Below are 24,570 nucleotides of genomic sequence, written 5' to 3'. Positions count from 1 at the left end.
CTCTCTTTTCTAAAGATAATATGCTATGTAATCAGAGGAATGACGTTCATCATCCCTTCAAACGTTACTGTTCTGTCAATTTAGGATCAACAGGATCATAGGATAGCTTTTCTTGTTTCTCCTGATCATTGCGATACCATTGAAAAAACAAGTTGAACAGCATAACTCCAAATACAATCTCCTGAACAATCTTCATGATCACTCCGCCAAGCTGTTGATCATTTTGTGTAGACATATCGGTAAATAACTCCGGCCCAGTCAGCGTCAATCCTTCCAGAGTGTTCACAGGTACACATAGTGCCAACGCTTTAAGGAACTCCTGTGGATCATAATAAGGGGCATATAAAGGATTCTCGGCAAAAATGATCAAACCGCATGCAGGAGTCAATAACACTGCACTCCCAAGAATATATCCAATACGCTTGAGCCCGCTTAAGTCAATATCGTCATCCACTGGATTTAGTAATGGCCACCACATAAATAAAGATAATAAGAATAGAATAACGGTTGCCAAACCGTGAAGAGTGGCATCAGTTCTGACATTATCAAACACTAAAGGGATATGATAAATCGAAAAGATGATATTGAAAGATAGTAAAGAGATCAATGGTTTTGTCATAAATTTAAATACTTGCTTAACCACCGGTAATTCAACTGCAGCTTTCCAGACCCATTTAGGAATTCCCAATATGAGCAGTGGAGTGACCACTAAATATAGTAACGCCATTTGTGCCATGTGAGCAGAAAATAATATTGTGCTCATGATTTCTACCGGCGAACCCTTAATTCCATATAGTAGAACCATTGCCAGAATAAAATAAGTGGCTTCTTTGATGGTCAATTTTTCATTTTCTTTAAAACTGTCTCTCCATTTGACAGTGATCAAGAAATATACGACCGTAATAAATACTAAAGCCAATAAAAAAAACGGGCTCCATAAAGCCATAAAACCAAAAATACCCAAAGGCATTTGCTCACCTCATTTCACATTTAACACCTATCCCCATTATACTGACAACCCTCCCCCACTTCAACGGAAGGTAATGACAAGTTCTTGACAATTAGAAAAGCGCAAGCGGCTTGAACAGGCCCGACAAGCATAAGACGAACATACCGGAAAGGCGCCCCTTTGCCTTTTTGGTATGTTTGACTTATGACCTCGAGGGCCTAGCCGCTGGAGCTGGACAATGAAAAGCGGAGGGGCTTTGCACAGAGGCGACAAGCATAAGACGAGCATCCCTGAAAGGCGCTCTTTGCCTTTTTGGTATGTTTGACTTATGACCTCGAGCCTCTAAGCCCCGTAGCTGGACAATGAAAAGCGGAAGCGGCTTGACCAGGCCCGACAAGCACATATGAACTCCAGCCCAACAAAAAAAGCCAGCCATCCGGCTGACTTTTTTAATTTAGATCCATACAATCGTTACAAATGCTAACACTGTGATAAATGCAACAAGTGCACCAGAATACAGGAATAATGCAGGAGCTTCATGACCTTTATGACTCATATGCATGAAGTAATAAAGTTGAAAAATTAGTTGAACCACTGCAAGTAAGAGGATAAAAGGTACAATAAAGTACTTATCAAAATCTCCAGCCACTGCAATGAACGCCACTAATGTTAAGAAAATCATTAACATGAAGGAAGTAACCTGCATTCTCATGTCTTCTGCATTTTTCTTACGACGATATTCGTAATCTACACTTGGGTTACCTGAATTTGATTGTTGATTCGCCATCAGTTTATCCCACCATTCCCATTAAGTATACTACTGTAAAGATAAATACCCATACAACGTCGATAAAGTGCCAGTATAGAGAAGCTAAATAGAACTTTGGAGCATTGTAAAGGTTCAAACCACGTTTAGCGTTTCGAAGCATTAAACTTACAATCCATAAAAGACCGAAAGCTACGTGTCCTCCGTGGAATCCAACTAGTGTGTAGAAGGCTGAACCAAATGCACTACTAGTAAAAGTATGCCCGTATTCGTGTACGTAATGATTAAACTCATAAATCTCTAATGCAAGGAAAGCTGCACCTAGAAGAACCGTGACTAATAACCAAGCCTGCATGCGTTGGAAGTTATAGTTCTTCATATGGTACATTGCATAAACACTTGTAAGAGAACTTGTTAGAAGTAACATAGTTGCAATAAATGCAAGTGGTAAATCAAAGATGTCAGCAGCAAGTGCATGACTGTCACTAGGAACTTTGTCTTTAAGCGCTAAATATGTTGCGAAAAGAGATCCGAAAAGAACCGTTTCTCCACCAAGGAAAAACCAAAAGCCCATAAACTTGTTTTTCCCCTCAAGGGTTGCCTTTTCAGGGGAGGCCGGCCAGGTCTTTGGCGTGAATTTTTCTTCGGCATGCATTATGCCTTACCCCCTTTATCATCATCCATTAAATCTTCTTTATGAACATGATATCCATGATCATCAATTACAGAACGGAAGAACATTGCACCTAGTGTGATAAGCATTCCAATTACGAGAACTGGGATTGCCCAAGCTTTATCTCCATCCGGATGATACATAGCACCAAATGCTGCTATGAATAGCCCAAGTGAAATGATTACCGGTAGTATCGAGTTATTCGGCATATGGATATCTCCGATTGGTTCTGCCGGTGTTAGATCTTTTTTACCTTCCATTTTTTCTAACCAATAAGCATCTAAGCCACGGATAAGCGGAGTTTGCTTAAAGTTATAGAATGGTGGTGGTGATGGAATCGCCCATTCAATGGTACGTCCGTCTCCCCATGGGTCATTAGAAACCTTAACCCCTTTAACTTGAGTCATGATGACGTTAACAAGAAGTACGATAACTGCGACTCCCATGAAGCCTGCTCCAATAGAGGAGATTAAGTTTCCTGTTTCTAATCCTTGACCAGGCAAGAACTTCCAAATACGACGAGGCATACCCATTAAACCAAGGAAATGCTGAATAAAGAATGTTAAGTGGAATCCGATAAAGAATAACCAGAAAGCGATTTTCCCTAAGAAATCGTTTAACATTGTACCGAACATTTTTGGCCAGTAATAGTGAGTACCTGCCAACAGGGCAAATACTACCCCACCAACGATAACGTAGTGGAAATGGGCAACAACGAAATACGTATCATGGAACTGATAGTCAGCTGTTGCAGCTGCGTTCATAATTCCGGTTACTCCACCTGCTACGAAAGTAGGGATAAACGCTACTGCGTAGAGCATTGGAGTAGTGAAGCTGATGCTTCCTCCCCACATCGTAAGGAGCCAGTTAAAGATTTTGATACCCGTTGGAACGGCAATGGCCATTGTCGCAACGGCGAAGATTGCATTTGCGATTGGTCCAAGACCTACTGTAAACATATGGTGAGCCCAAACCATGAATCCTAAGAAACCGATAAGTACGGTCGCAAATACCATGGATGAGTAACCGAATAAACGTTTTCTAGAGAAGTGTGGAATGATCTCAGAGAAAATTCCGAAAGCAGGCAATACAAGGATGTATACCTCAGGGTGACCAAAAATCCAGAAGAAATGCTCCCAAATAATGGTGTTACCGCCATTCGCTACATCAAAGAAATTCGATCCGAACATACGATCAAATAACATTAAGAATAATCCTACCGTTAAAGCAGGGAACGCGAATAATATAAGTGCCGAGGTAACAAATACTGTCCATGTAAATAGAGGCATACGCATGTATGTCATACCTGGAGCACGCATATTAATGATGGTTACAAGGAAGTTGATCCCACCTATTAATGTACCTGCACCTGAAATCTGTAGCCCCAGTACATAGAAATCAATCCCATGTCCTTTAGATGCCATTGAGAGTGAAGCATATGAAGTCCACCCCGCATCCGGTGCTCCGCCTAAGAACCATGAAAGGTTAAGGAATACTCCACCTGCGAAGAATAACCAAAAACCTAATGAATTCAGAAAAGGAAATGCAACGTCACGAGCACCGATTTGTAAAGGTACAACCGCATTCATGAATGCGAATATTAACGGCATGGCCGCTAAGAAAATCATCGTTGTACCGTGCATTGTTAAAACTTCGTTGTATAAGCCAGCACTAACAAAGTCATTGTTAGGAACAGCAAGCTGTATACGAATGATAAGAGCTTCTAATCCACCGACTAAGAAGAAGAATCCTCCAGCCATAAGGTAAAGGATGGCGATCTTTTTATGGTCTACTGTTGTTAAATAGTCCCAAACAGTCGCGCCGAAGCCTTTTTTCTGTGCATAGCTACTCACGATTAAACCTCCCTTTAACTAATCCCCAATTAATCTTGAACTTTTAATCCCATCAGATATTCTGCAAGGGCATCGAGTTCGTCTTCCTGCAGGTTACCATATGTACCTGTCATTTTGTTACCTGGTTTGTACTGCTCAGGGTCAACCAGCCAATTTTTCAGTTCTTCTTCATTGTGATCCAGAATACCTGCGATTCGAGTACGCTCACCAAAGTTTGCTAAGTTCGGAGCAAGACGAGCTGATTCCGGACGTCCATCCTGAGGTGATACTGCGTGACAGCTTAAGCATTTTTGGTTGAAGATTTCTTGTCCTTGTTGAGCTAAATCAGAAGATGGTTTAGGTTCTCCTGCATTTTTCATATCTTCTACCCATGCCGTAAACTCGTCCTTAGGAAGCGCTTTTACTTTAAAGTCCATTAAAGCATGAGAAGGTCCACATAGCTCAGCACATTTTCCGTAGAATAATCCGCCTGCTTCTTTAGACTTTTCTGCATCAAATTCAAGGAAGAATGTGTTTACGTTGTCGACGTTTGTATCAATCTTTCCTCCAGCTGCTGGAATCCAGAAAGAGTGTTTAACATCAGAAGCCGTAACATTGAAGTAAACCCTTTGATCGGTTGGTACAACTAAATCCTGTGAAGTGATGATTTTTTCATCCTCATACTCAAATTCCCACCAGTAAAGATTAGCGCGAACATTTATAACTAAAGCTTCGCGATTACCATCTGCGTCCTTTTTGTCCATAGCCTTTGTATCAGCTAATTCGAAAGTAGACGTTACGGTTGGAACAGCCAGGATAAGAAGAAGGATTATTGGTATTACTGTCCACACGATTTCAAGTGTGTGACTACCTTCAACTTGTTTCGGGATAGTAGTATCTCCCTTTTTTCTACGGAAACGAATGATTGCCACCATATAGACGATGACTACTACAATGATTACCAATACCATTATTAATGTAGACAGTATCATTAAATCATATTGTGACTGTGCTACTTCACCAGCTGGCTGTAATGTGGAGAGAAATGGCTCTCCACAACCAGAAAGAACTAGCGCTAACATTGCTACAATTGAGAATAAGCGCCACTTAGATAGCCTTGCTTTCATAGCTTAATCAAACCCCTCTTTCATGTAATATACTTTTGAATAAAACAAGGACTCATAAAAAATATCTATTTGGATTTCTTATCAGAAAGAATTCCCACTAATCTTATAGTACAGTAACGATAACCATCGCCACGAACAAGATAGTTAAATAATTTAGTGAATAGACAAACATAAGTTTTGACCACTTAATATCATCTTTCATTTTGTAACCTGCGAGTCCCAGTGCCAGCCAGCCAATATTAAAGGCTGTTGCAAGGATAAAGAAAAACATTCCTAAATCCATCAAGAAGAATGGCAGAGGCAGTAATGCTGCAACCCAAGCAACGATATGGTGCTTTGTTGTAGCAAATCCCTTTACTACGGGGAGCATCGGTATATTCGCTGCTCTGTATTCTTCCACTCTCTTCATCGCTAAAGCGTAGAAATGAGGGGGTTGCCAGATAAACATCATTAGGAACAGAACCCATGCGATGATATCCAGATTTGCGTCTACAGCTGACCAACCGATTAACGGCGGGACTGCACCTGAGATACTCCCTACAATTGTGTTGCTTACGTATTTCCTCTTAGACCACATTGTATATAATACAACGTAACTAAATACCCCAATGATTCCTATCACACCTGCAGTGACGGTAGTCATAAATAACATTATGATTCCCACTGCAATCATAATTAATCCCAAAGACAAAGCTTTAGGTGCATTGATCTTACCTGTTACGGTAGGGCGTCCCTTCGTACGTTCCATCAGAGGATCGATGTCTCGATCATACACATTATTTATGGAGCAGGAACCCGCGATAATTAGGGAAGAACCTATCAACGTCAGGAACATCGTATCAAGAGAATTTAGAAAGTGTGTATTAGTAAAGTAAAAAGCTAACCACATACCTGTAAAGGTTGTAATTAAGTTTGAATTAACGATACCAATTTTGATTAGTGCTAAAAAGTCCTTCCAAGCAGTTGAGGTTGTCAAATCTGCTTCTTGAGCGTTAGTCATCATTCGACTAGACATTCTCTTCCTCCTCTCTATAAAAAGCCAGAGGCCAGTTGCCACCTCTTACTATATAGGAAATGATTCACTATTTCTATATCCGTCTGATAATTCATGCACAGATAAGAAATAGTATATATGCTATCAATATTATATTAAACCATATATTTTTTCCTTTTTGGGGGAGAATTAGACAATATTGTGAAGAAATTGTGAAGAAAGAAAAACGCAGACGTTTCTTCATATTTCTACAAACATTTTAAACCCATCATACCATAAAACAAAGCTAAGCGCTTACAGATTTTGTTTTTCTGCAAATTAGTCATTATCTACTAATAGTTATTCTCTTCATATAAATAATTATCATGCTCATAATTCTGTAACATTTTATCGGTTGAGTTTTACTGACCTTTTATGTATTATCGTAGGGGCATATATATTTTTCTACTATATTTATAAATTAGAAAGTGTGTAGAGTCTATTAATTAAGAAGGTGAATAGATTGCATAATAAAGGTGTCCACAAAGGATTAAAGTGGCTTGCCGTTCTCACCACTCTTGGTATGTTATTTGTTCTATTGGGAGGAGCCCTCGTTACAAAGACCGAATCTGGTATGGGCTGCGGACGATCTTGGCCATTATGTAACGGACAATTGATTCCAAGCGATATAACATTCGAGCTTGTCATAGAATTGGCACACCGGGTTGTCTCCGGTGGTGTAGGATTATTAGTATTGGCATTATCGATATGGTCATGGAGAGCGATTGGTTATAAGCGTGAAACAAAATTCCTTGCTGCACTCTCTTTCTTTTTCTTAGTGTTACAAGGTCTAATCGGAGCTGCCGCTGTACTCTGGGGTCAATCAGACTTCGTACTTGCACTGCATTTCGGGATTTCCCTTATATCTTTTGCTTCAATTCTATTGTTAACACTTCTGATTTTTGAAGTCGATCAGAAATTTGATGCCAACTCATTGGTCATTAATAAACGAATGAGATTCCATACAATAGGAGTCACTTTATATAGCTATATTGTTGTTTATACCGGTGCTTTAGTCAGACACACGGATTCGAGCTTGGTGTGTAAAGATTGGCCTTTATGTGTTAACTCTTCTCCGGGTCTCCCATCCAATCTGTATGAGTGGATTCAAATGGGTCATCGGACAGCAGCAGGACTCATTTTCTTATGGATTGCTTATATCACATATATTGCGATCAAAGAGCATAAGCACCAAAAGGTTATTTATTGGGGATGGATCATCGCATTTACGCTGGTATCCCTTCAAGTCATGTCCGGAGCACTCGTTGTGTTCACAAGATTAAACTTAGGTATAGCTTTATTGCACGCTTTGATCATCTCTTGTCTATTTGGACTACTCTGTTACTTTATCCTGCTCATCTCAAGAAGTAAGCTGAAGGCATAACAAAAAAAGGATTCCGGTCATAACCGGAATCCTTTTTTGTTTATGCTTTTTGAACTTCTATTAATAGGTCACCAGGGCTAATGGCATCACCATTTTGCACATAGATATCTTTCACTACCCCTGCAAACGGAGCTTGAACGGTCGTTTCCATTTTCATGGCTTCGGTGATCATTAAGTGATCCCCTTTTTCTACCGCCTCTCCTTTTTCAGCAATTACCTTAATCACGGTTCCAGGCATGGAAGCACCAATATGAGTCTCATTTTTTGCGTCAGCCTTCATCTTGGCTGCCACTGTCGATTTAATGCTTTCATCTTTTATCACAATTTCACGCGGCTGACCATTCAGTTCAAAGTAGACGATCCGTGTACCATCTGCCTGAGCCTGGCCAATGGAAACCAGCTTGACAATAAGTGTTTTCCCGGTTTCAATTTCAACCTCAATCTCTTCACCAAGTCTCATTCCGAATAAGAAAGTAGGCGTATCGAGAGTGGAAATATCACCAAATTGATCCATTGTATGTGCGTATTCCATAAACACTTTAGGATATAGAGCATATCCAAGAGCATCGAAACTAGTGACAGGGCGTTGCAGTTCTTCGAAGAGTTTTTCTTTGAGTGCTGTGAAGTCCACATCATCAAGGAGCTCCCCAGGTCGAACGGTTAATGGAGTGCGCCCTTTCAGAATCACGCTTTGTAAGTCTTTCGGGAATCCTCCATGAGGCTGACCCAAATACCCTTCGAATAATTCCACCACTGAATCAGGGAAGTCAATCTTTTCCCCTTTTTCGATTACATCTTTCTCCGACAAATCATTCTGCACCATGAACAACGCCATATCCCCGACAACTTTTGATGAAGGAGTAACCTTTACGATATCCCCAAAGAGGTGGTTGACCCTTGCATACATTTCTTTGACTTCTTCCCATCGATGCCCGAGTCCTACAGCTTTTGCCTGCTGCTGAAGATTACTATATTGTCCCCCGGGCATTTCGTGCTTGTAAACCTCTGAATGAGGAGACATCATCCCACTTTCAAAGTCTGTATAATATTTTCGAACGTCTTCCCAATAGTGGGAAAGAGTCTCCAATGAGTTAATATCTACATTAGGTTCCCTTTCAGTTCCTTTCAATGCGTAGTAAAGTGTATTGGCACTTGGTTGAGATGTTAATCCAGACATCGTGCTAAGGGCTGTGTCGACAATATCCACACCTGCTTCAACGGCTCTTGCGTATGTGTAAATACCGTTTCCACTTGTATCATGGGTGTGTAGGTGGATAGGCAGACTTACCGTATCTTTCAGTTCTGAAATAAGTCGGTAGGCTGCCTGTGGTTTTAAGAGCCCCGCCATGTCTTTAATCGCTAATATATGCGCCCCGCTTGCTTCTAACTCTTTTGCCAGATTCTTATAGTAATCAATACTATATTTGGTCCGGGTAGAATCTTCAATGTCACCTGTATAACAAATGGCTGCCTCGGCGATTTTCCCGCTTTGTCTTACCGCATCAATGGCTACTTCCATACCCTTGACCCAGTTTAAACTGTCAAATATCCGGAAGACGTCAATACCTGCGAATGCTGATTTCTCAACAAATTCTTTTATGACATTATCAGGATAGTTCTTATATCCAACGGCATTTGATGCCCTCAGCAGCATTTGGAATAGAACATTGGGAATGTCCTCTCTCATAGTTAATAATCGATTCCAGGGATCTTCCTTTAGAAAACGATAGGCTACATCAAACGTTGCCCCTCCCCACATTTCATAGGAGAACATATCAGGAAGCAGGTGAGATGTCGGATGTGCAATTTGCTTCAGGTCGTTTGTTCTGACACGCGTAGCCAATAATGATTGGTGCGCATCCCGGAAAGTTGTATCAGTCAGGAGCACTGAATTTTGTTCCTTGACCCAATTAACCAAACCTTCAGCACCATGTTGATCTAAAATTTGCTTTGTCCCAGGCTTAAAGTCTTGTTTCAAGTCAATAGCAGGAATCCTAGGCTTAGAGAATACAGGCTTTTTCTTCTTCTCGATTCCAGGAAAACCATTCACGGTTACATTTCCGATATAAGAAAGCATCTTCGTACCACGGTCTTTTCGTTTCGGAAAAATAAACAGTTCAGGGGTTGTATCAATAAAGGATGTATCATACTTACCCGTTATAAAGTTTTCATGCTTAACGACATTTTCAAGGAAAGGAATATTCGTCTTGATTCCACGTATTCTAAATTCTTGAAGATTTCTGACCATTTTGGATGCAGCTTGTTCAAATGTCAAAGCCCAGGTGGACAGTTTTACAAGAAGGGAATCATAGTATGGTGTAATGACGGCCCCCTGGAACCCGTTACCTGCATCCAATCGAACCCCGAATCCCCCGCCTGAACGGTAAGCCATGATCTTCCCTGTGTCAGGCATAAAGTTGTTCAATGGATCTTCTGTTGTCACACGGGACTGAATGGCAAACCCATTTGTCCGGATTTCTTCTTGAACAGGTATGCCAAGCTTACTGCTATGTAGTGCATGACCTTCGGCAATCATTAATTGCGATTGGACAATATCCACTCCGGTAACCATTTCCGTAATCGTATGCTCTACCTGAACACGAGGATTTACCTCGATGAAATAGAACTGCTCATTTGCAACCAGGAACTCAACCGTACCTGCATTCACATACTTTACATTATCCATCAACCGGACGGCTGCATCACAAATATCCTCTCTCAACTGATCACTCAAGGATACGGATGGTGCTATTTCAACTACTTTCTGGTGACGTCTCTGGATGGAACAATCGCGTTCATATAAGTGAATAATGTTGCCGTCTTCGTCCCCAAGAATTTGAACTTCTATATGTTTAGGATTCTCAACAAATTTCTCAACATATATTTCATCATTACCAAATGCTGCTTTCGCTTCAGATTTAGCGCGCTCGTATGCTTCCTTTAAGCTTTCCAGGTTACGGACGATACGCATTCCACGTCCTCCGCCACCTAATGAAGCTTTGATGATGATCGGGAATCCATGGTCCTTCCCGAAGCTAATGACTTCTTCTAGCGTTTCTACAGGTCCATCTGTTCCCGGAATAACCGGAATATTGGCTAATTGTGCCTGATGACGCGCCTTTACTTTGTCACCGAACATATTTAAGTGCTCTGAATGAGGACCTATGAAGGTAATCCCCTCTTCTTCACAACGTCTGGCAAAATGAATATTTTCGGACAAAAAACCGTAACCGGGATGGATGGCATCGACATCGGCGTTCTTTGCGATCCGAATGATCCCCTCTATATCTAAATAAGCATCAATTGGTTTCTTTCCTTCTCCTGTCAGGTAGGCCTCATCTGCTTTATATCGATGATATGCTCCCGAATCTTCCTTACTGTAAATGGCGACGGTTCTAATATTAAGCTCCGTACATGCACGAAACACACGGATGGCAATTTCACCGCGATTTGCTACTAATACTTTTTTGATTTTCTTCAATACACTCTCTCCTTTAGGCTATTCATGATTGAAAATCTCTGTAAAGCAGTCTATGAAAAAAGGGCTGACCCGAAAGATAATCAAGAAGTATCTTAGGGGGCAGACCCTAGACTTAGAGTTTTAGATACTCTATCAAAGTGACCTACATTTTTACGCCATATATTTTTTTGCTATTATCCATATTCTCCGAAGGGTAGCCATTTTCCTTCTTTATTTTATATTTTTCTTCATATTTTACAAACATCGACACATTCACAAGGACACCCATCGACAAAGACAGCACTAATAGTGATGATCCTCCATAGCTGATAAATGGAAGTGGTACACCTGTAATCGGGATTAATCCGGATACCCCTCCTAAATTAATGAAGGCTTGAATACCAATCATACTGGATATTCCGATGGCCAGCATCGTTCCAAACGGGTCCTGGCATTTAACTCCCGTATATATGCCCCGAAGCACGATATAAGAGAGTCCGAGTATGACAAAGCTTACACCGAATACACCTAATTCTTCAGCAATGATAGCCATAATGAAATCCGTTTGTGGTTCAGGGAGATAACCCAGTTTTTGAACACTTTGACCTAATCCAAGCCCTTTTACCCCTCCAGAGCCAATAGCAAGGTATGAGTTCACCAAGTGGTACCCTTCCCCTTGGGCATATTTAAACGGTGATAAATACGCTTCAATCCTGCTAAGTCTTTCTCTCGTAAAAATAAAGCCCCTTGCCAGGTATATGACCGGTGAGAGTACGATCAACAGACCTGCTCCCAAACCTGTCAGTTTGAAGAAGGTTTTAAAACTGATCCCTGAGCAGGAAATGACGATTGCTCCGATGGCGAAAATGATAGCCGCCGTACCAAAGTCAGGCTCTAAAAAGACTAAAAAACATATAAAACCTAAAAATAGTAATGGCGGGGCAAGGCCCTTATTAAAATCATCTATGTATGCCTGTTTCTTGGAGTATACAGAGCCAAGATAAATAATGACTGCAAGCTTGGCGAACTCCGATGGCTGAATGGGCATGAAACCTAAATTAATCCAGCTTTTTGCGTTGTTTACTTCATAACCGAAAATATGTACCCCGATTAATAATCCGATAACGATAAACATGAGTCCCTTGATTATTTTCCCCACTTGGAATGCTTTGTAAGGAAACCATGCTGCTATCGTAAAGGCAAAGAAACCGATGAGAATATTGATCATCTGTCTTTTATAGAAATGGTCACTTTCCCAACCAAATCGTTCTACAGCCATGACCATACTCGCACTATAAATCATTACCAGACCAAAAAGACAAAGGAATACATATACAGCGATTAATGAATAATCATAGGACTTTGCTATTTTTTTAATCATGACATTTCAATCCTTTTTCTCTTATATCATTTAAATTAATCCCAACCAGTCAGATTCTTTAACAAAAAAACTCAAACAACAGATCCATGTATTGTTTGAGTTGTCATGACTATTTTACTTTTTTGTAGATGCTTCATGAAGGGCAGAAAGTTGTCTTTCCAAAGAATCAATCAGCTCTTTTCCATCTTGATCATCTACTAATCCTAAACGGACCGCAAATTCTATTTCACGAGATAATCCGAACATTTGGGTATCCAATACTTCCTCATAAAGAGGACATTGGGGCATCGTTAAATTATCCATTTGTACTTTAATAAGTTGTAAAATCTTTTCTGCGTCGGCCTTTAGCAGTTCATAGGCTTTTTCTCGATGATTAATTGTCATTTCTGACGCCACAGTGATCCCCCCATTCCGAACAAATAGCTTTCCTGTCTTAAAATTTTATCGTTAAATCAGAGAAATTGCAAGAAAAATAAGTGTATTCCCCGGGATTCTATGACAGAAATTCGAATTATTATATCGGAGTGTTCCTCATGAAAATTCTTATACAAAATGCCTATCCGGAACTCGCTAATAAAACATACCCTTATGGGCGTGATCCTTCGTTAAAATATACTCCAGGAATATTCATCACTGAGCATTTCAAGTAGCTTTAGTCCTGCACTGCTATTCCCGACGTTATCAAGTGCAGGACCAAAGATCCCGATTCCACACTTCCCGGGAACAGCACCCATGATACCACCTGACACCCCACTTTTCGCCGGAATACCAACCTTAATGGCAAATTCTCCAGAAGTATTATACATCCCGCAAGTCACCATGAACGTTTTACAAATTCTCGCAACATCTCTCGTAATAATTTCGCGCCCGCTTTCAGGGTCAACGCCATCATTGGCAAAAACTGCCCCCATCTTAGCAAGGTCGACACAGCTCATCTCCACCGCACATTGTTTTGTATAGAGAACGAGTAAATCTTCGACATTTCCGGTAATCACACCGTGCTGCTTCATAAAATAACAAAGCGACCTGTTTAAATTAGCTGTTTGAAGCTCTGAATAAGCCACATCTTCATTATATGATACGGTTTCCCCGGTCATATGATTGATGAACTCTATTAATCGTCCCCACTTTTCCATTCCTGTGTTTCCTTTGATCATATTCGTGACTGCGAGTGCACCTGCGTTGATCATCGGATTTAGGGGTTTGGAGGGCTTATGTGTTTCGAGTTTCGCTATGGAATTAAAAGGATCACCAGTAGGCTCCATGCCAACCTTCGAGAAGACATGTTCCTCCCCGTAGTCCATTAAGACAAGAGCAAGAGTGATGACTTTCGATATACTTTGCAATGTGAACTTCTTTAAATGATCTCCTGCATAACAAGAATGGTTTTCCAAAGTATATATACTTATTGCCAAATCACTTGGGTTTTGGTCCTTCAGTGCAGGTATATAATCTGCAACTTTTCCTTCAGCTGCAAAAGGTCTTGCTTTTCCCACTAATTCTTCCAACAACTCCTGAGTTCTAATCACTATCGTATCAGCTCCTTTAGTCCTACCTTTAGTTTCCCTACTTTCACCAATTGAAAACGTTGAAAATGCTTTCAGCTTTGTGTGACAAACGTTTAAATAACAGATATACTGAATCTATCAGCGAGAGGAGGAGTCTCAATTGGAAAGCATAGTACCGATAAAAGGTAAAGTGAAATTCACGATAACTCTGGATTCCGGCGTTTGGATATTCGATGATCGAAAAGTGGATTTGACTACATATTTTGATGAAAAGAATGAGACGATTGACGAATTGGAAGAATATACAAAAGCCGTATCCAAGCATTGGTCACGGGAAATTCAGGAAGGTGCAACCTATCCCCCTACACTTAAGACAGAGAAAAAATATGAAAAGGAAAAGATTTTAAACGGGTCTTTCGCTATTCCGTTTGCCCCTTTCCTTACAAATGCAGAACCTCTTGAGAATGCTGCATCTCTTGTGGTTGAAACAGAAACGGATGAATATCGCATGGATCTTGCACAAGCAGATCAATTGCTTATCGGGTTCTCAAAAGCCGGAAAGCCACTAAAGGAAAATGGCCCCGTTCATATCTACTACAAAGACGGATCAAATAGAGATACCCCCATTACCGATGTTAGAGCCTTTCGAGTAGAATAAGTACATCAACAAGCGCAATTTCGAAAAAAAAACCGGTTCAGGAACCTCTGAACCGGTTTTTTCATACGTTACTATTGTGTTTCGGCAGTATCAAAGAAGATCAGCAGCAAGTTGAGCAAGACCCGATCTTTCACCTTTCATGAGTTTAACATGTCCGGCCAGTTTTTGATCTTTAAATTTTTCTACCACATACGTTAAGCCGTTATTGTATTCATCCAGGTATGGATGATCAATCTGAGCTGGATCTCCCATCAAAACGATTTTACTTCGCTCTCCCACCCTGGTTAAGATCGTTTTCACTTCATGTTTCGTTAAGTTCTGGGCTTCATCAATGATGATATATTGATCTGGAATACTTCTACCCCTTATATATGTTAAAGCTTCCACTTCAATTGAGCCCATACCCGCGAGGATATCATCCAGCTCACCAGGTTTTTTCGTATTGAATAGGTATTCGAGGTTATCGAAAATGGGCTGCATCCAAGGTCTGAGCTTTTCTTGTTTTTCCCCTGGGAGATAACCTATATCCTTCCCTACCGGGACAATTGGACGCGCAACGAGCAATTTATTGAATTTATTGAAGTCCTCTGTCTGAAGAAGACCTGCCGCCAGTGCGAGCAGGGTTTTTCCTGTCCCGGCTTTTCCTATCATGGTTACCAACGAAATATCATCTCTTAGTAACAGTTCAGTTGCCATTGTTTGCTGAACATTGCGGGCCTTGATTCCCCACATATGCTCTTGATCATATACCAGCTTCTTCACTTTCAGTCCGGATGCATCCACCATTCCAAGTGCAGAAGCAGAGCTTCCAAGAGCATCCTTCATTATGAGGAATTGATGAGAATAAAATCGTTGTTTCGTTATATCAGTAAGGGTCAGTTCCCCTTTATCATAAAATTTGTCGAGTAACTCTCTCTCGGTGTAAAGTTCAATAAAACCTGTGTAAATATCGTTTACCTCTATGACCCGGTCACTCAGGAAATCCTCTGCCTGTAATCCCAACGCATCAGCCTTTACCCGTACGAGGGTGTCTTTACTAACTAGTATGACCGATTTTCCATCCTTTTTCTCTTCTTCTTCGAGAGATAAGTTTTTAGCCACGGCAATAATCCTGTTATCATTTGTTTTTTCTAAAAAAATTTCCTGAAGTTGCTGAAATGAGCGGTGATTTAGTTCAATTCTTAGTGATCCTCCCGTATATAGAGGGATTTTTTCATGAAGTTTTCCTTGTTGCCGTAAATTATCTATCAGTTTCGATACATGTCTAGCGTTTCTTCCGATTTCATCCATATAACGCTTTTTGGAGTCCACTTCTTCTAAAACGACTGCAGGTATAACCACCTCATTATCTTGAAACGAAAAGATGGCTTGTGGATCTTGTAATAAGACATTGGTATCTAATACATAAATTTTATTCAAATCGATGCCTCCTGCTCCTGATTTCTTATTACTATTGTATGTAGCCAATGTTGATCCGGTTATTCCCAGCTACTCAAATAGGACGGCCCGTTTCTTAAAATATATGAATAAACGTATAAAGATAGAAGAAAATTACACAATAAGAAAAGATATTGATTCTAAATCGGGAGGTATTCACATGTTTAAGCTCATCTCTCTACTTATGGTAACCATCATTCTTGGTGCATGCGCCAACAAGGATGAGGTCGGGTATGATAATGATTCAAACAGTAACAACAATAAACCGATCACTGTTCAGGATAGCAACATCCAGCATGTTGAACGAAAATCAGGACAGCAAATTTCTCGGCATTTAGTTGACCTGACGACGAGTGTACCAGATGTAAAAGACGCAACAGCCGTAGTCTTTGGAAAATATGCATTTGTTGGAATCGATATCGATTCCGACATTGAGCGTTCACAAGTCGGTTCAATCAAATATTCTGTAGCAGAAGCGCTTCAAAAAGACCCTTACGGTGCAGAAGCCGTTGTCATCGCTGACCCGGACCTTTATGCACGTTTGAACGAAATCAGCAAAGACATTCAACGGGGCGAGCCGGTCCAGGGAATCATGAATGAATTGGCTGATATATCAGGCAGACTTATGCCTGAAATCCCTCGATCGTTAAAGCAAGCAGACCCTGAAAATGCTCCGAATGAACCAAAAAAGAAAATGAACAACACGAAAGAGAAACAACTAAAGGAAAAACAAGAAAATCAAACGTATGATAAGATTGAATAATGCTGTGATCAATTAAAAGATGAGAAAAAGCCATGAAAAAGCTTAGGGTACTAAGCTTTTTTCATGGCTTCAATTACTTGACGGTCCAAACGGTCTGCGGCCGTCTTATCATATGTCTTCTCATAGGCAGGTTCTGAAGATATTTTCGATCCATAGAACATGACATCTCTTACTTCATCAATAGCAAGTTTAACAAGCGTCAGCTTTAAAGGCACTCCTACGAGTTTTTCCTCTCGCACCCCTGCTTTTCCGCTTATGGAATAGGTTGATTCATTTGCAATTAAATTCACAACGGCAAGTGGATTGTTCTTAATATTTTCTACAATCCTGGACCGTTGATCAACAGCAAATAACAATGTGTGTTCATCCTTTGCATAAATCCAAGAGATCGCACTCACATTAGGTCCATGCGTTTGGTGATCGATTGTCGCGAGTGTAACAAATTTTTCTGATTGAAGTTCTTCAAAAAGTGCAGGAATCAAGCTGGGTTCCACTTGGTTAGCCATACAATCCCCCCTTATGCAGACTCATTTTTTCTCTGTTAGTGCTTCATTTCATTCGTGATCCACCTTGATTATACTATACCAAATTCTATTGTTAAAAGCATACAGGAAAGTTAAATAAAGCGTTTGACTATACTACATGATATACTAAAAAGACTAGACTTATGATTAGAACAAATTGAGGTGTAATGTATGAGAGTAAAATGTGCTCTATGTGAAGTGATAGAAAATATTGATGATTATTCCTTACAAGCGAAGAAATTGCGTAACCGGCCCATTCATACGTATATGTGTGAAAAGTGTCATGATCGTATTAAAGAAAAGACGGAAGAACGTGTGTCGAGTGGGAACTTCAGATTTTACCGTTCCCCTCAAGTAGAAGATGACTTTTAAACAAATCTGTTCAGGAACTATTATTGGCCTTGCTTCCGGTACCCTATTAGGATTATTTCTAAAATGGATGCAGATTTTGACAGGCATCAAGGTATACGTCTTGTTATTGAATGTGGATTTCATCCCTGTGTTCGGTGAAACAAACTTTCCTGAATGGATCGAGTTTTTGTTCCACTTGGTTATTTCATGTGTGATCGGGGTCTTGTTCGTGTACTTGATGGAAAGGCTGAACGTTTCTGGTAAGGGCTCCTGGGTCCTCTCCCTTGTGCTAACAATCCCGACTGTGTTCCTGTATTTCCCTCTTTCGCACCTGGCAATTAAAGATGTACCCGGTTTACTGTATGGTGAGGCAATTATCTTATGGACAGCAGGACATCTTCTATACGCTCTGTCCTTACCTCCGCTATATATTCTATCTTCTGTACGGGGTTGATCCACATAACAAAAAAAGCTGCAGTCTCATTCATAAGAGACTGCAGCTTTTTTCAGCTTAAAAGGTGCCTTTTTTCTTTTCGTTCGTTAGACGAATCTTATATATTACTAAGATAAGAGCTGCAACGACTAACCCTTCTGCTACTGGTAAAAAGATACCGAGAAAGGTTAATATGGTGCATCCCAGAATAAGAAAAGAATAAATCAATATTGATTTCATTACGGGCAGCTTCTTCGCAAAACCGAGCTTATACACTAAGATTGAGAGCCCTACTATGGTTATATAAAGCAGCCACATCCCCATTTCCGCGTTCTGGTCAACACGATAAAGGGATGCGAAAAAGGACAAACGCTCAGTTACATCCATTTCCTACTCCCCCTCACTTAGTTTATTGAGACACCTTGCTCTTCTTTTCTGCTCTTTCACGTTCATTCTTATCAAGAATCTTCTTACGAAGACGGATCGATTCAGGAGTTACCTCACAATACTCATCATCGTTTAGATATTCAAGAGATTCTTCTAAAGTCATGATTCTTGCCTTTTTAATGGTTACAGTTTGATCCTTGTTAGCCGAACGAACGTTTGTCGCTTGTTTAAGCTTTGTGATATTAACGGTAATATCATTTTCTCTTGTATGTTCCCCAACGATCATTCCACCATAAATTTCTGTACCGGATTCAACGAAGATAATACCGCGATCTTCCACTTGCATGATTCCGTATTGAGAAGCTTTCCCTGTTTCCATCGAAACAAGTACACCTTGACGACGTCCGCCAACGCGACCTTTTTGCAGAGGCTGATAGCTGTCGAATGTGTGGTTAATGATTCCATATCCGCGAGTAAGAGTCATAAACTCCGTTGAATAACCGATTAATCCACGTGCAGGAACCATAAACATTAAACGGACCTGTCCATTACCGTTGTTTACCATATCCAGCATTTCGCCTTTACGTTGACCAAGTGATTCAATGACTCCACCCATATATTCTTCAGGAATATCAATTTGAACACGTTCTACAGGCTCACTCTTCACGCCATCGACTTCTTTAATGATAACCTGTGGTTTAGATACCTGTAATTCGTAACCTTCACGACGCATGTTTTCAATCAGGATGGAAAGGTGAAGCTCTCCACGACCTGAAACCGTCCATGCATCAGGTGAATCTGTTGGTTCAACACGTAAACTTACATCCGTTTGAAGCTGAGCCAATAAACGTTCTTCGATTTTTCTTGAAGTAACAAATTTACCTTCTCTACCTGCAAATGGACTGTTGTTCACTAGGAAAGTCATTTGAAGTGTAGGCTCGTCAATACGAAGAACGGGAAGTTGATCCTGATGTTCAACAGGACAAACCGTTTCACCAACATTAATATCTTCCATTCCGGAAACAGCGATTAAATCACCCGCTTTTGCTTCTTGGATTTCTTCACGTTTTAATCCGAAGAAACCGAAGATCTTTGTAACACGGAATTGTTTAACAGAGCCGTCAAGCTTCATTAATGCTACCTGTTGGCCAACCTTCATTGTCCCTCTGAACACACGTCCGATTCCGATTCGACCAACGTAATCATTGTAATCGAGTAATGCAACTTGGAATTGTAGTGGATCTTCAGAGTTGTCTACTGGTGCAGGAATGTGCTCAATGATTGAGTCATATAAACACTGCATGTTTTCATCTTGTTTTTCCGGATCTGGATCTATACTTGCTGTACCGTTGATAGCTGAAGCATAGACAACGGGGAATTCAAGCTGTTCATCATTTGCATCCAGTTCAATGAATAATTCCAGAACTTCATCGATTACTTCTTCCGGACGTGCTGAAGGCTTGTCAATTTTATTTACAACTACGATAGGTGTAAGGTTTTGCTCAAGTGCTTTCTTAAGAACGAAGCGAGTCTGAGGCATACAGCCTTCATACGCATCTACCACTAGTAAAACACCATCTACCATTTTCATGATACGTTCAACTTCTCCACCAAAGTCAGCATGTCCTGGTGTATCAAGAATGTTGATACGAGAATCTTTATATTGAATCGCTGTATTTTTCGCTAAGATCGTAATACCGCGTTCTCTTTCCAAATCATTTGAATCCATCGCGCGTTCAGAAACTGTTTCATTTTCGCGGAAGATTCCAGATTGCTTTAAAAGCTCGTCTACTAATGTCGTTTTCCCGTGGTCAACGTGAGCAATAATAGCAATATTTCTAAGGTCATTTCTTAATTTCATATTTCCACTCCTGAATATTGGATTTCTTTATACTATTAAAGATAATATATTTCAGTTCAACTAGACCATTATATCACAGCATTTAAAAAAGCCCTAATAAATATTTCATAAAGCCTTTTCTTCCCACTAAAAGTTTCCATAATAACTTCAATCACATCGTTATGCTTATTTGTATGCTCTAGTCATTGCACATTAGCGAATTGATAGGTAAAATTTAATTGGAAGAGCAATCATGGTTTTTATCTAATGAAGAAAATGATTTTTTGGAGGTTTTATCTTGGGGAATATTAAATGGATTTTTGTATTATTTTCTATATTAGCTGCTGTTTCTCTTATGGGAATCGCAGTTTCCATCAGTTTACAAAGCATCCTTCTTGCTATTTTAAGCTTCATTTTTCTATTTATTGTGATGGGATTCGGTTTCAAGACAAAGAAGAAATACCGTGATGAAGGGCGATTGTAGATTAAAAAGGGGGGACGAAGCAATGAAATTGCCCGTCTCCCTTCTTTATATCTTTCGTTTTAGATAGTCAGTCAAGATGGTTTGGTGCAGCCCGGGTTTTCCTACAAACAGCGAACTTTTATTCAACGGGTTCAGAGGATCCCCATTCAGGTCAGTTACAATTCCCCCAACCTCTTCAATCATGATTTTCCCAGCTGCGAAATCCCATGGAGCCAGGCGCATTGTTAAGTAAGCATCCAATCTACCTGAAGCGACATAAGCCAATTCAATGGCAGCTGATCCGTAGGAACGTGTTCCCCTTACATCTTTCACGAGTGGTGCAAGGATTGTTCGGTCAATCCGTTTATTCTCAGTCACCCAAAGTGCATTTAAAGCTACAATGGCATCCTGAACCGGTACTGGTTCAAGCTCCGGCAGCTTCACATCATTCATATAAGCTCCGTTTCCTTTATTTGCAAAATACAGCTCATCATGGACGACATCATATATGTATCCTAATTTACCTTCTTCTCCATCATAGATGCCGATAGAAATGGCAAAATTTCGTTGTTGATGAACAAAATTCATCGTTCCATCGATCGGGTCGATTATCCACGTGATACCTGATAGCTCCTTAAAGTCATCGCCATACCCTTCTTCACCGAGGATTTGATGATCCGGGTACGTATTACGGATATTTTCAGTAAAGAAATGCTCTGTTGCTTCATCCATATCGGTTACCAAATCATTTCGATTCGACTTCGTTTTTATATTCAACTCTGTCTTGAATGATTGACGAATTCTTTCTCCGGCTTCCTGTATCCACGTTCTTACATTTTGATCTAATTCCGTCCAATTTGTCATTGATTATTAGCCTCCAATTTGCGTAACAAAATCTTCTTATTAATTACTAATATGGTCGTTTTCATTAGATCCGACTTAAACTCCCTCTATAAACAAGAGCCCCAATGAACTTCTTCTATAGCTAAATAGCTTAATGGAAATTAGAGGCAGTTTCAAGTTATTTACCTTATCGTTCATCGTAAGTTTAGATTGTTTAAATTCGGGGTTATTTTTAACCACAAAAAAGCGAACTCTCTATGCCTATGAGCTCGCCGTCCAATAGTCGAATTTTTGACAGTATACTTTATACCCACCTGAAAGGATTAAAGCTTTATAAGGCCTTCATTTTCATTAGTTCTTCCCGAATACTCATGAGTTTCTGTTTGGACTTGGTCTGGGTTTCTTTATTCTTCATTTGAATTGCTTCGAACAATACAGCTAGTTCATAATCCATTTCAAGTCTTAATACATTCATTCTTTGCTGTTGGACATCACGTTTTTTAGAAGTGTTCATTACTTGTTTCATGGCCATACACCCCTTCCGAGTTTTCGATTTATCTGATTGTTCTGATAATATTTACTACATGTTATGAAGTATCATCCAATCTTGTAACTAAAATGTGCAGTCACCCATAGATAAATCACTTCACTACAAGCTTGTACCTCATTATGTTAAGATATTGGTGGTTATAAGGAGGATACAACATGAAATTTAATGGTTTCAAACAAGAAGATTTCCAAGTTTTCTCGATTAATGGGTTAGAAGATCGAATGACTGCCATTCAAGAACAGATCAGACCTAAACTTGATTATTTAGGCGATCATTTCGCACCCACTTTAAGCGCATTAACAGGAACGGAGATGTTTTACCATGTGGCTAAACATGCACGTCGATCGGTTAACCCTCCTGATGATACCTGGGTTGCGTTCGCGAACAACAAACGTGGTTATAAAAAACATCCACACTTTCAGATAGGGTTATGGGAAACCCATGTTTTTGTCTGGTTCGCTATGATCTATGAAGCTCCAAATAAAGTTGAATTCGGTAAAAAAGTTGAAGAAAATGCAGATAAGATAAGATCATTGATTCCTGGTCACTTTGTTTGGTCTGGAGATCATACAAAGCCAGACGCTTCCCCTTTTTCTTCCATGTCACAAGATGAATTCATCGCTTTAAGTGAAAGAGTACAGAATGTCAAAAAAGCTGAGCTTCTTTGCGGACTTCATCTGGACCGGGATACAGCTGTTAAGCTGAATGGTGATGAATTTATCCAGGAAGTTAACAGTGCCTTTGAAACACTTTTACCCCTTTATAAAATGAACTAAACCAAATAACGGTTGGGAAAAATGCAGAAAGAACGACTGCCGAAAATGGCAGTCGTCCTTTTAGTTTTAGTTCATTGAAATTTTGTCAGCGTCCTGAAGCTCCTTCATCTTCTTTACGACACGATAGGATGAATAGCCACTGGATTCTTCAAATTCATTGCAAATTCTCTTTTCATCTGCTTTACCAGGGACGATTTCTTTAAAACGCTTGTAACGATTCATAAGGTCATCTCTGGAGACACCTTTTTCATAAGCTTTCTCGATTGCTTCGAAAAAGGCGACAACATCGATGACTTCTTCTGTTGACCAGTCTATATCAAAAGGATATTGATATTCCATTGTTTACAACAACTCCTTGAATGATGATGTATTAATTCCATTTCTTCCGGATGCCCTCTGCTTGTGAGATCATTCGTTGAATGAGATCCTTAACCGATGGGATGTCATTGATCAATCCCATCACTTGTCCTGCCCACGCAAACCCTGAGTCTACTTCCCCATCGTAAATGTAACGTTTATTGGCTTCACCGCTTATGTATGCTTTTAATCCTTCATAGCCAGCGTTCGATGTTTCAGCATCCAGTATCTGTTTGGTCCACGAGTTTGAAATGGCCCTTGCCGGTGCCCCTAAAGATCGTTTGATGACTACTGTACCATTCTCATCCCCTTCAATCAAGGTACGCTTATAAACTTCAGAAGCATGTACACATTCCTTTGTAGCAATAAATCTCGTGCCCATTTCAACTCCCTCTGCACCGAAGCTGAGAGCAGCCATCAATCCCCTTCCGTCCCCTACGCCTCCGGAAGCAATGACCGGAATGGAAACGGCATCCACCACTCCGGGAATCAGGACGAATGTACCAATATCATCTTTCCCCAGGTGACCTCCTCCTTCTTGACCAACAACCATCACTGCATCCGCACCGAGCTCTTCCGCTTTGATTGCCTGTCTTTTCGAGGCGACCAATACAAGCTTAACTATGTCTTTTCCCTGGAGTTGTTGAAACAGGGGAGTCGGGTTCCCTCCTGTAACGGAAACGACCGGAACTTTCTCTTCAATGGCAACGTCAACAAACTCGCTAAAGAGGCGTCCATGTTGACCGATGGCAAAGTTCACCCCGAACGGTTTATCCGTTAAAGACCTTACCTTCAGGATTTCTTCTCGTAACTGATCAGGATTGGCTAAAGACATGGCGGTGATCTGACCAAGACCACCCGCATTCGACACAGCCGCAGCCAGTTCTGCATATGCAAGATGTGCCAGTCCACCTTGTATTATTGGATATTGAATGTTTAATAACTCTGTTACCCTCGTTTTCCAATTCAATTGAATCCCTCCATTCACTGAACTATTCTCGATAAAGCAGGGAAAATCCTTTTCTTGATGGGACCATAATAAAAAAGAGTTACTGAAAGACAATAATAGATAATA

Annotated in this window: 25 protein-coding genes; 7 read left to right on the top strand and 18 right to left on the bottom strand. The window is 40.3% G+C overall.

Features of this window, described 5'->3' with window-relative positions:
• Positions 1–64: 64 nt before the first annotated feature.
• The 6 genes from ctaG to cyoE all read right to left on the bottom strand — a co-directional run bounded on the left by ctaG (position 65) and on the right by cyoE (position 6,362).
• Positions 65–970, bottom strand: a complete 906-nt coding sequence (ctaG, locus tag FZC88_RS02375) for a cytochrome c oxidase assembly factor CtaG (protein ID WP_148993521.1) — start codon at positions 968–970, stop codon at positions 65–67.
• Between the two features lie 433 nt (positions 971–1,403).
• The gene (ctaF, locus tag FZC88_RS02370) at positions 1,404–1,736 is read right to left on the bottom strand and encodes a cytochrome c oxidase subunit IVB (protein ID WP_044337517.1); all 333 of its coding nucleotides are present in this window, start codon (positions 1,734–1,736) and stop codon (positions 1,404–1,406) included.
• 4 nt (positions 1,737–1,740) lie between these two features.
• Complete coding sequence (locus FZC88_RS02365) at positions 1,741–2,370, bottom strand: cytochrome (ubi)quinol oxidase subunit III (protein ID WP_148993520.1); 630 nt, start codon at positions 2,368–2,370, stop codon at positions 1,741–1,743.
• Positions 2,370–4,241: a cytochrome c oxidase subunit I gene (gene ctaD, locus FZC88_RS02360; protein WP_148968622.1), complete on the bottom strand. Its 1,872-nt coding sequence runs from the start codon at positions 4,239–4,241 to the stop codon at positions 2,370–2,372. Before ctaD ends, FZC88_RS02365 begins: the two co-directional genes overlap by 1 nt.
• 29 nt (positions 4,242–4,270) lie before the next feature.
• Entirely contained in the window at positions 4,271–5,347 is a 1,077-nt protein-coding gene (coxB, locus tag FZC88_RS02355) for a cytochrome c oxidase subunit II (RefSeq protein WP_148993519.1), read from the bottom strand.
• A 103-nt stretch (positions 5,348–5,450) separates the two neighbouring features.
• Positions 5,451–6,362, bottom strand: a complete 912-nt coding sequence (cyoE, locus tag FZC88_RS02350) for a heme o synthase (protein ID WP_148993518.1) — start codon at positions 6,360–6,362, stop codon at positions 5,451–5,453.
• Between the two features lie 481 nt (positions 6,363–6,843).
• On the opposite strand from cyoE, the gene FZC88_RS02345 reads away from it, so the two are divergent.
• Entirely contained in the window at positions 6,844–7,764 is a 921-nt protein-coding gene (locus FZC88_RS02345) for a COX15/CtaA family protein (RefSeq protein WP_262371621.1), read from the top strand.
• A gap of 40 nt (positions 7,765–7,804) precedes the next feature.
• Here FZC88_RS02345 and pyc read toward each other — a convergent pair whose 3' ends face one another.
• From pyc to glsA, 4 genes are all read right to left on the bottom strand, one after another.
• The gene (pyc, locus tag FZC88_RS02340; RefSeq protein ID WP_148993517.1) at positions 7,805–11,245 is read right to left on the bottom strand and encodes a pyruvate carboxylase; all 3,441 of its coding nucleotides are present in this window, start codon (positions 11,243–11,245) and stop codon (positions 7,805–7,807) included.
• A 142-nt stretch (positions 11,246–11,387) separates the two neighbouring features.
• Positions 11,388–12,605, bottom strand: a complete 1,218-nt coding sequence (locus tag FZC88_RS02335; RefSeq protein ID WP_148993516.1) for an FtsW/RodA/SpoVE family cell cycle protein — start codon at positions 12,603–12,605, stop codon at positions 11,388–11,390.
• 114 nt (positions 12,606–12,719) lie between these two features.
• Complete coding sequence (locus FZC88_RS02330) at positions 12,720–13,001, bottom strand: Fpa/YlaN family protein (protein ID WP_113968349.1); 282 nt, start codon at positions 12,999–13,001, stop codon at positions 12,720–12,722.
• Between the two features lie 209 nt (positions 13,002–13,210).
• The gene (gene glsA, locus FZC88_RS02325; RefSeq protein WP_397541004.1) at positions 13,211–14,137 is read right to left on the bottom strand and encodes a glutaminase A; all 927 of its coding nucleotides are present in this window, start codon (positions 14,135–14,137) and stop codon (positions 13,211–13,213) included.
• Positions 14,138–14,273: 136 nt separating this feature from the next.
• Between glsA and FZC88_RS02320 the strand changes: the two genes are divergently transcribed.
• Positions 14,274–14,771, top strand: coding sequence for a peptidyl-prolyl cis-trans isomerase (locus FZC88_RS02320; protein WP_148993515.1), 498 nt, complete (start codon positions 14,274–14,276; stop codon positions 14,769–14,771).
• Positions 14,772–14,861: 90 nt separating this feature from the next.
• Here FZC88_RS02320 and FZC88_RS02315 read toward each other — a convergent pair whose 3' ends face one another.
• On the bottom strand, positions 14,862–16,190 hold the full coding sequence (locus FZC88_RS02315; protein WP_148968616.1) for a PhoH family protein: 1,329 nt from the start codon (positions 16,188–16,190) through the stop codon (positions 14,862–14,864).
• Between the two features lie 178 nt (positions 16,191–16,368).
• Here FZC88_RS02315 and FZC88_RS02310 point away from each other — a divergent pair, with 178 nt between their 5' ends.
• Positions 16,369–16,971, top strand: a complete 603-nt coding sequence (locus FZC88_RS02310) for a YhcN/YlaJ family sporulation lipoprotein (protein ID WP_397541163.1) — start codon at positions 16,369–16,371, stop codon at positions 16,969–16,971.
• 50 nt (positions 16,972–17,021) lie between these two features.
• Here the strand turns inward: FZC88_RS02310 and FZC88_RS02305 are convergent, their stop codons facing one another.
• Positions 17,022–17,477, bottom strand: a complete 456-nt coding sequence (locus FZC88_RS02305; RefSeq protein ID WP_148968614.1) for a pyridoxamine 5'-phosphate oxidase family protein — start codon at positions 17,475–17,477, stop codon at positions 17,022–17,024.
• A gap of 189 nt (positions 17,478–17,666) precedes the next feature.
• Here FZC88_RS02305 and FZC88_RS02300 point away from each other — a divergent pair, with 189 nt between their 5' ends.
• The gene (locus FZC88_RS02300; protein ID WP_148968613.1) at positions 17,667–17,867 is read left to right on the top strand and encodes a YlaI family protein; all 201 of its coding nucleotides are present in this window, start codon (positions 17,667–17,669) and stop codon (positions 17,865–17,867) included.
• Complete coding sequence (locus FZC88_RS02295; RefSeq protein ID WP_148993513.1) at positions 17,857–18,300, top strand: hypothetical protein; 444 nt, start codon at positions 17,857–17,859, stop codon at positions 18,298–18,300. The genes FZC88_RS02300 and FZC88_RS02295 overlap by 11 nt, the downstream gene beginning before the upstream one ends.
• A gap of 57 nt (positions 18,301–18,357) precedes the next feature.
• Here FZC88_RS02295 and FZC88_RS02290 read toward each other — a convergent pair whose 3' ends face one another.
• Positions 18,358–18,666 carry a YlaH-like family protein gene (locus tag FZC88_RS02290; RefSeq protein ID WP_148993512.1) on the bottom strand — a complete coding sequence of 103 codons (309 nt, stop codon included), beginning with the start codon at positions 18,664–18,666 and terminating at the stop codon, positions 18,358–18,360.
• A gap of 22 nt (positions 18,667–18,688) precedes the next feature.
• Complete coding sequence (gene typA / locus FZC88_RS02285; RefSeq protein ID WP_148968611.1) at positions 18,689–20,527, bottom strand: translational GTPase TypA; 1,839 nt, start codon at positions 20,525–20,527, stop codon at positions 18,689–18,691.
• A 277-nt stretch (positions 20,528–20,804) separates the two neighbouring features.
• On the opposite strand from typA, the gene FZC88_RS02280 reads away from it, so the two are divergent.
• Positions 20,805–20,990, top strand: coding sequence for a YlaF family protein (locus tag FZC88_RS02280; protein ID WP_148993511.1), 186 nt, complete (start codon positions 20,805–20,807; stop codon positions 20,988–20,990).
• A gap of 45 nt (positions 20,991–21,035) precedes the next feature.
• On the opposite strand, the gene FZC88_RS02275 is transcribed toward FZC88_RS02280, so the two are convergent.
• A complete protein-coding gene (locus FZC88_RS02275; RefSeq protein ID WP_148993510.1) occupies positions 21,036–21,833 on the bottom strand; it encodes an inositol monophosphatase family protein in 798 nt (265 codons plus the stop codon).
• Positions 21,834–22,143: 310 nt separating this feature from the next.
• On the bottom strand, positions 22,144–22,338 hold the full coding sequence (locus tag FZC88_RS02270; RefSeq protein ID WP_113968360.1) for a hypothetical protein: 195 nt from the start codon (positions 22,336–22,338) through the stop codon (positions 22,144–22,146).
• Positions 22,339–22,517: 179 nt separating this feature from the next.
• Between FZC88_RS02270 and FZC88_RS02265 the strand changes: the two genes are divergently transcribed.
• On the top strand, positions 22,518–23,138 hold the full coding sequence (locus FZC88_RS02265; RefSeq protein ID WP_148968608.1) for a YktB family protein: 621 nt from the start codon (positions 22,518–22,520) through the stop codon (positions 23,136–23,138).
• Positions 23,139–23,204: 66 nt separating this feature from the next.
• On the opposite strand, the gene FZC88_RS02260 is transcribed toward FZC88_RS02265, so the two are convergent.
• Together FZC88_RS02260 and FZC88_RS02255 are read right to left on the bottom strand one after the other, a co-directional pair.
• The gene (locus FZC88_RS02260; RefSeq protein ID WP_148968607.1) at positions 23,205–23,477 is read right to left on the bottom strand and encodes a UPF0223 family protein; all 273 of its coding nucleotides are present in this window, start codon (positions 23,475–23,477) and stop codon (positions 23,205–23,207) included.
• A 31-nt stretch (positions 23,478–23,508) separates the two neighbouring features.
• Positions 23,509–24,465 (bottom strand): NAD(P)H-dependent flavin oxidoreductase, encoded by a 957-nt coding sequence (locus FZC88_RS02255; RefSeq protein WP_148993509.1) that lies wholly within the window; start codon positions 24,463–24,465, stop codon positions 23,509–23,511.
• Between the last annotated feature and the right edge of the window lie 105 nt (positions 24,466–24,570).

It is taken from the genome of Rossellomorea aquimaris (genome assembly GCF_008180865.1).
GTDB classification, from domain to species: Bacteria; Bacillota; Bacilli; order Bacillales; family Bacillaceae_B; genus Rossellomorea; species Rossellomorea yichunensis.
Note: the sequence above shows the minus strand (reverse complement) of the source record. Positions and strands in the feature narration are given on the sequence as shown.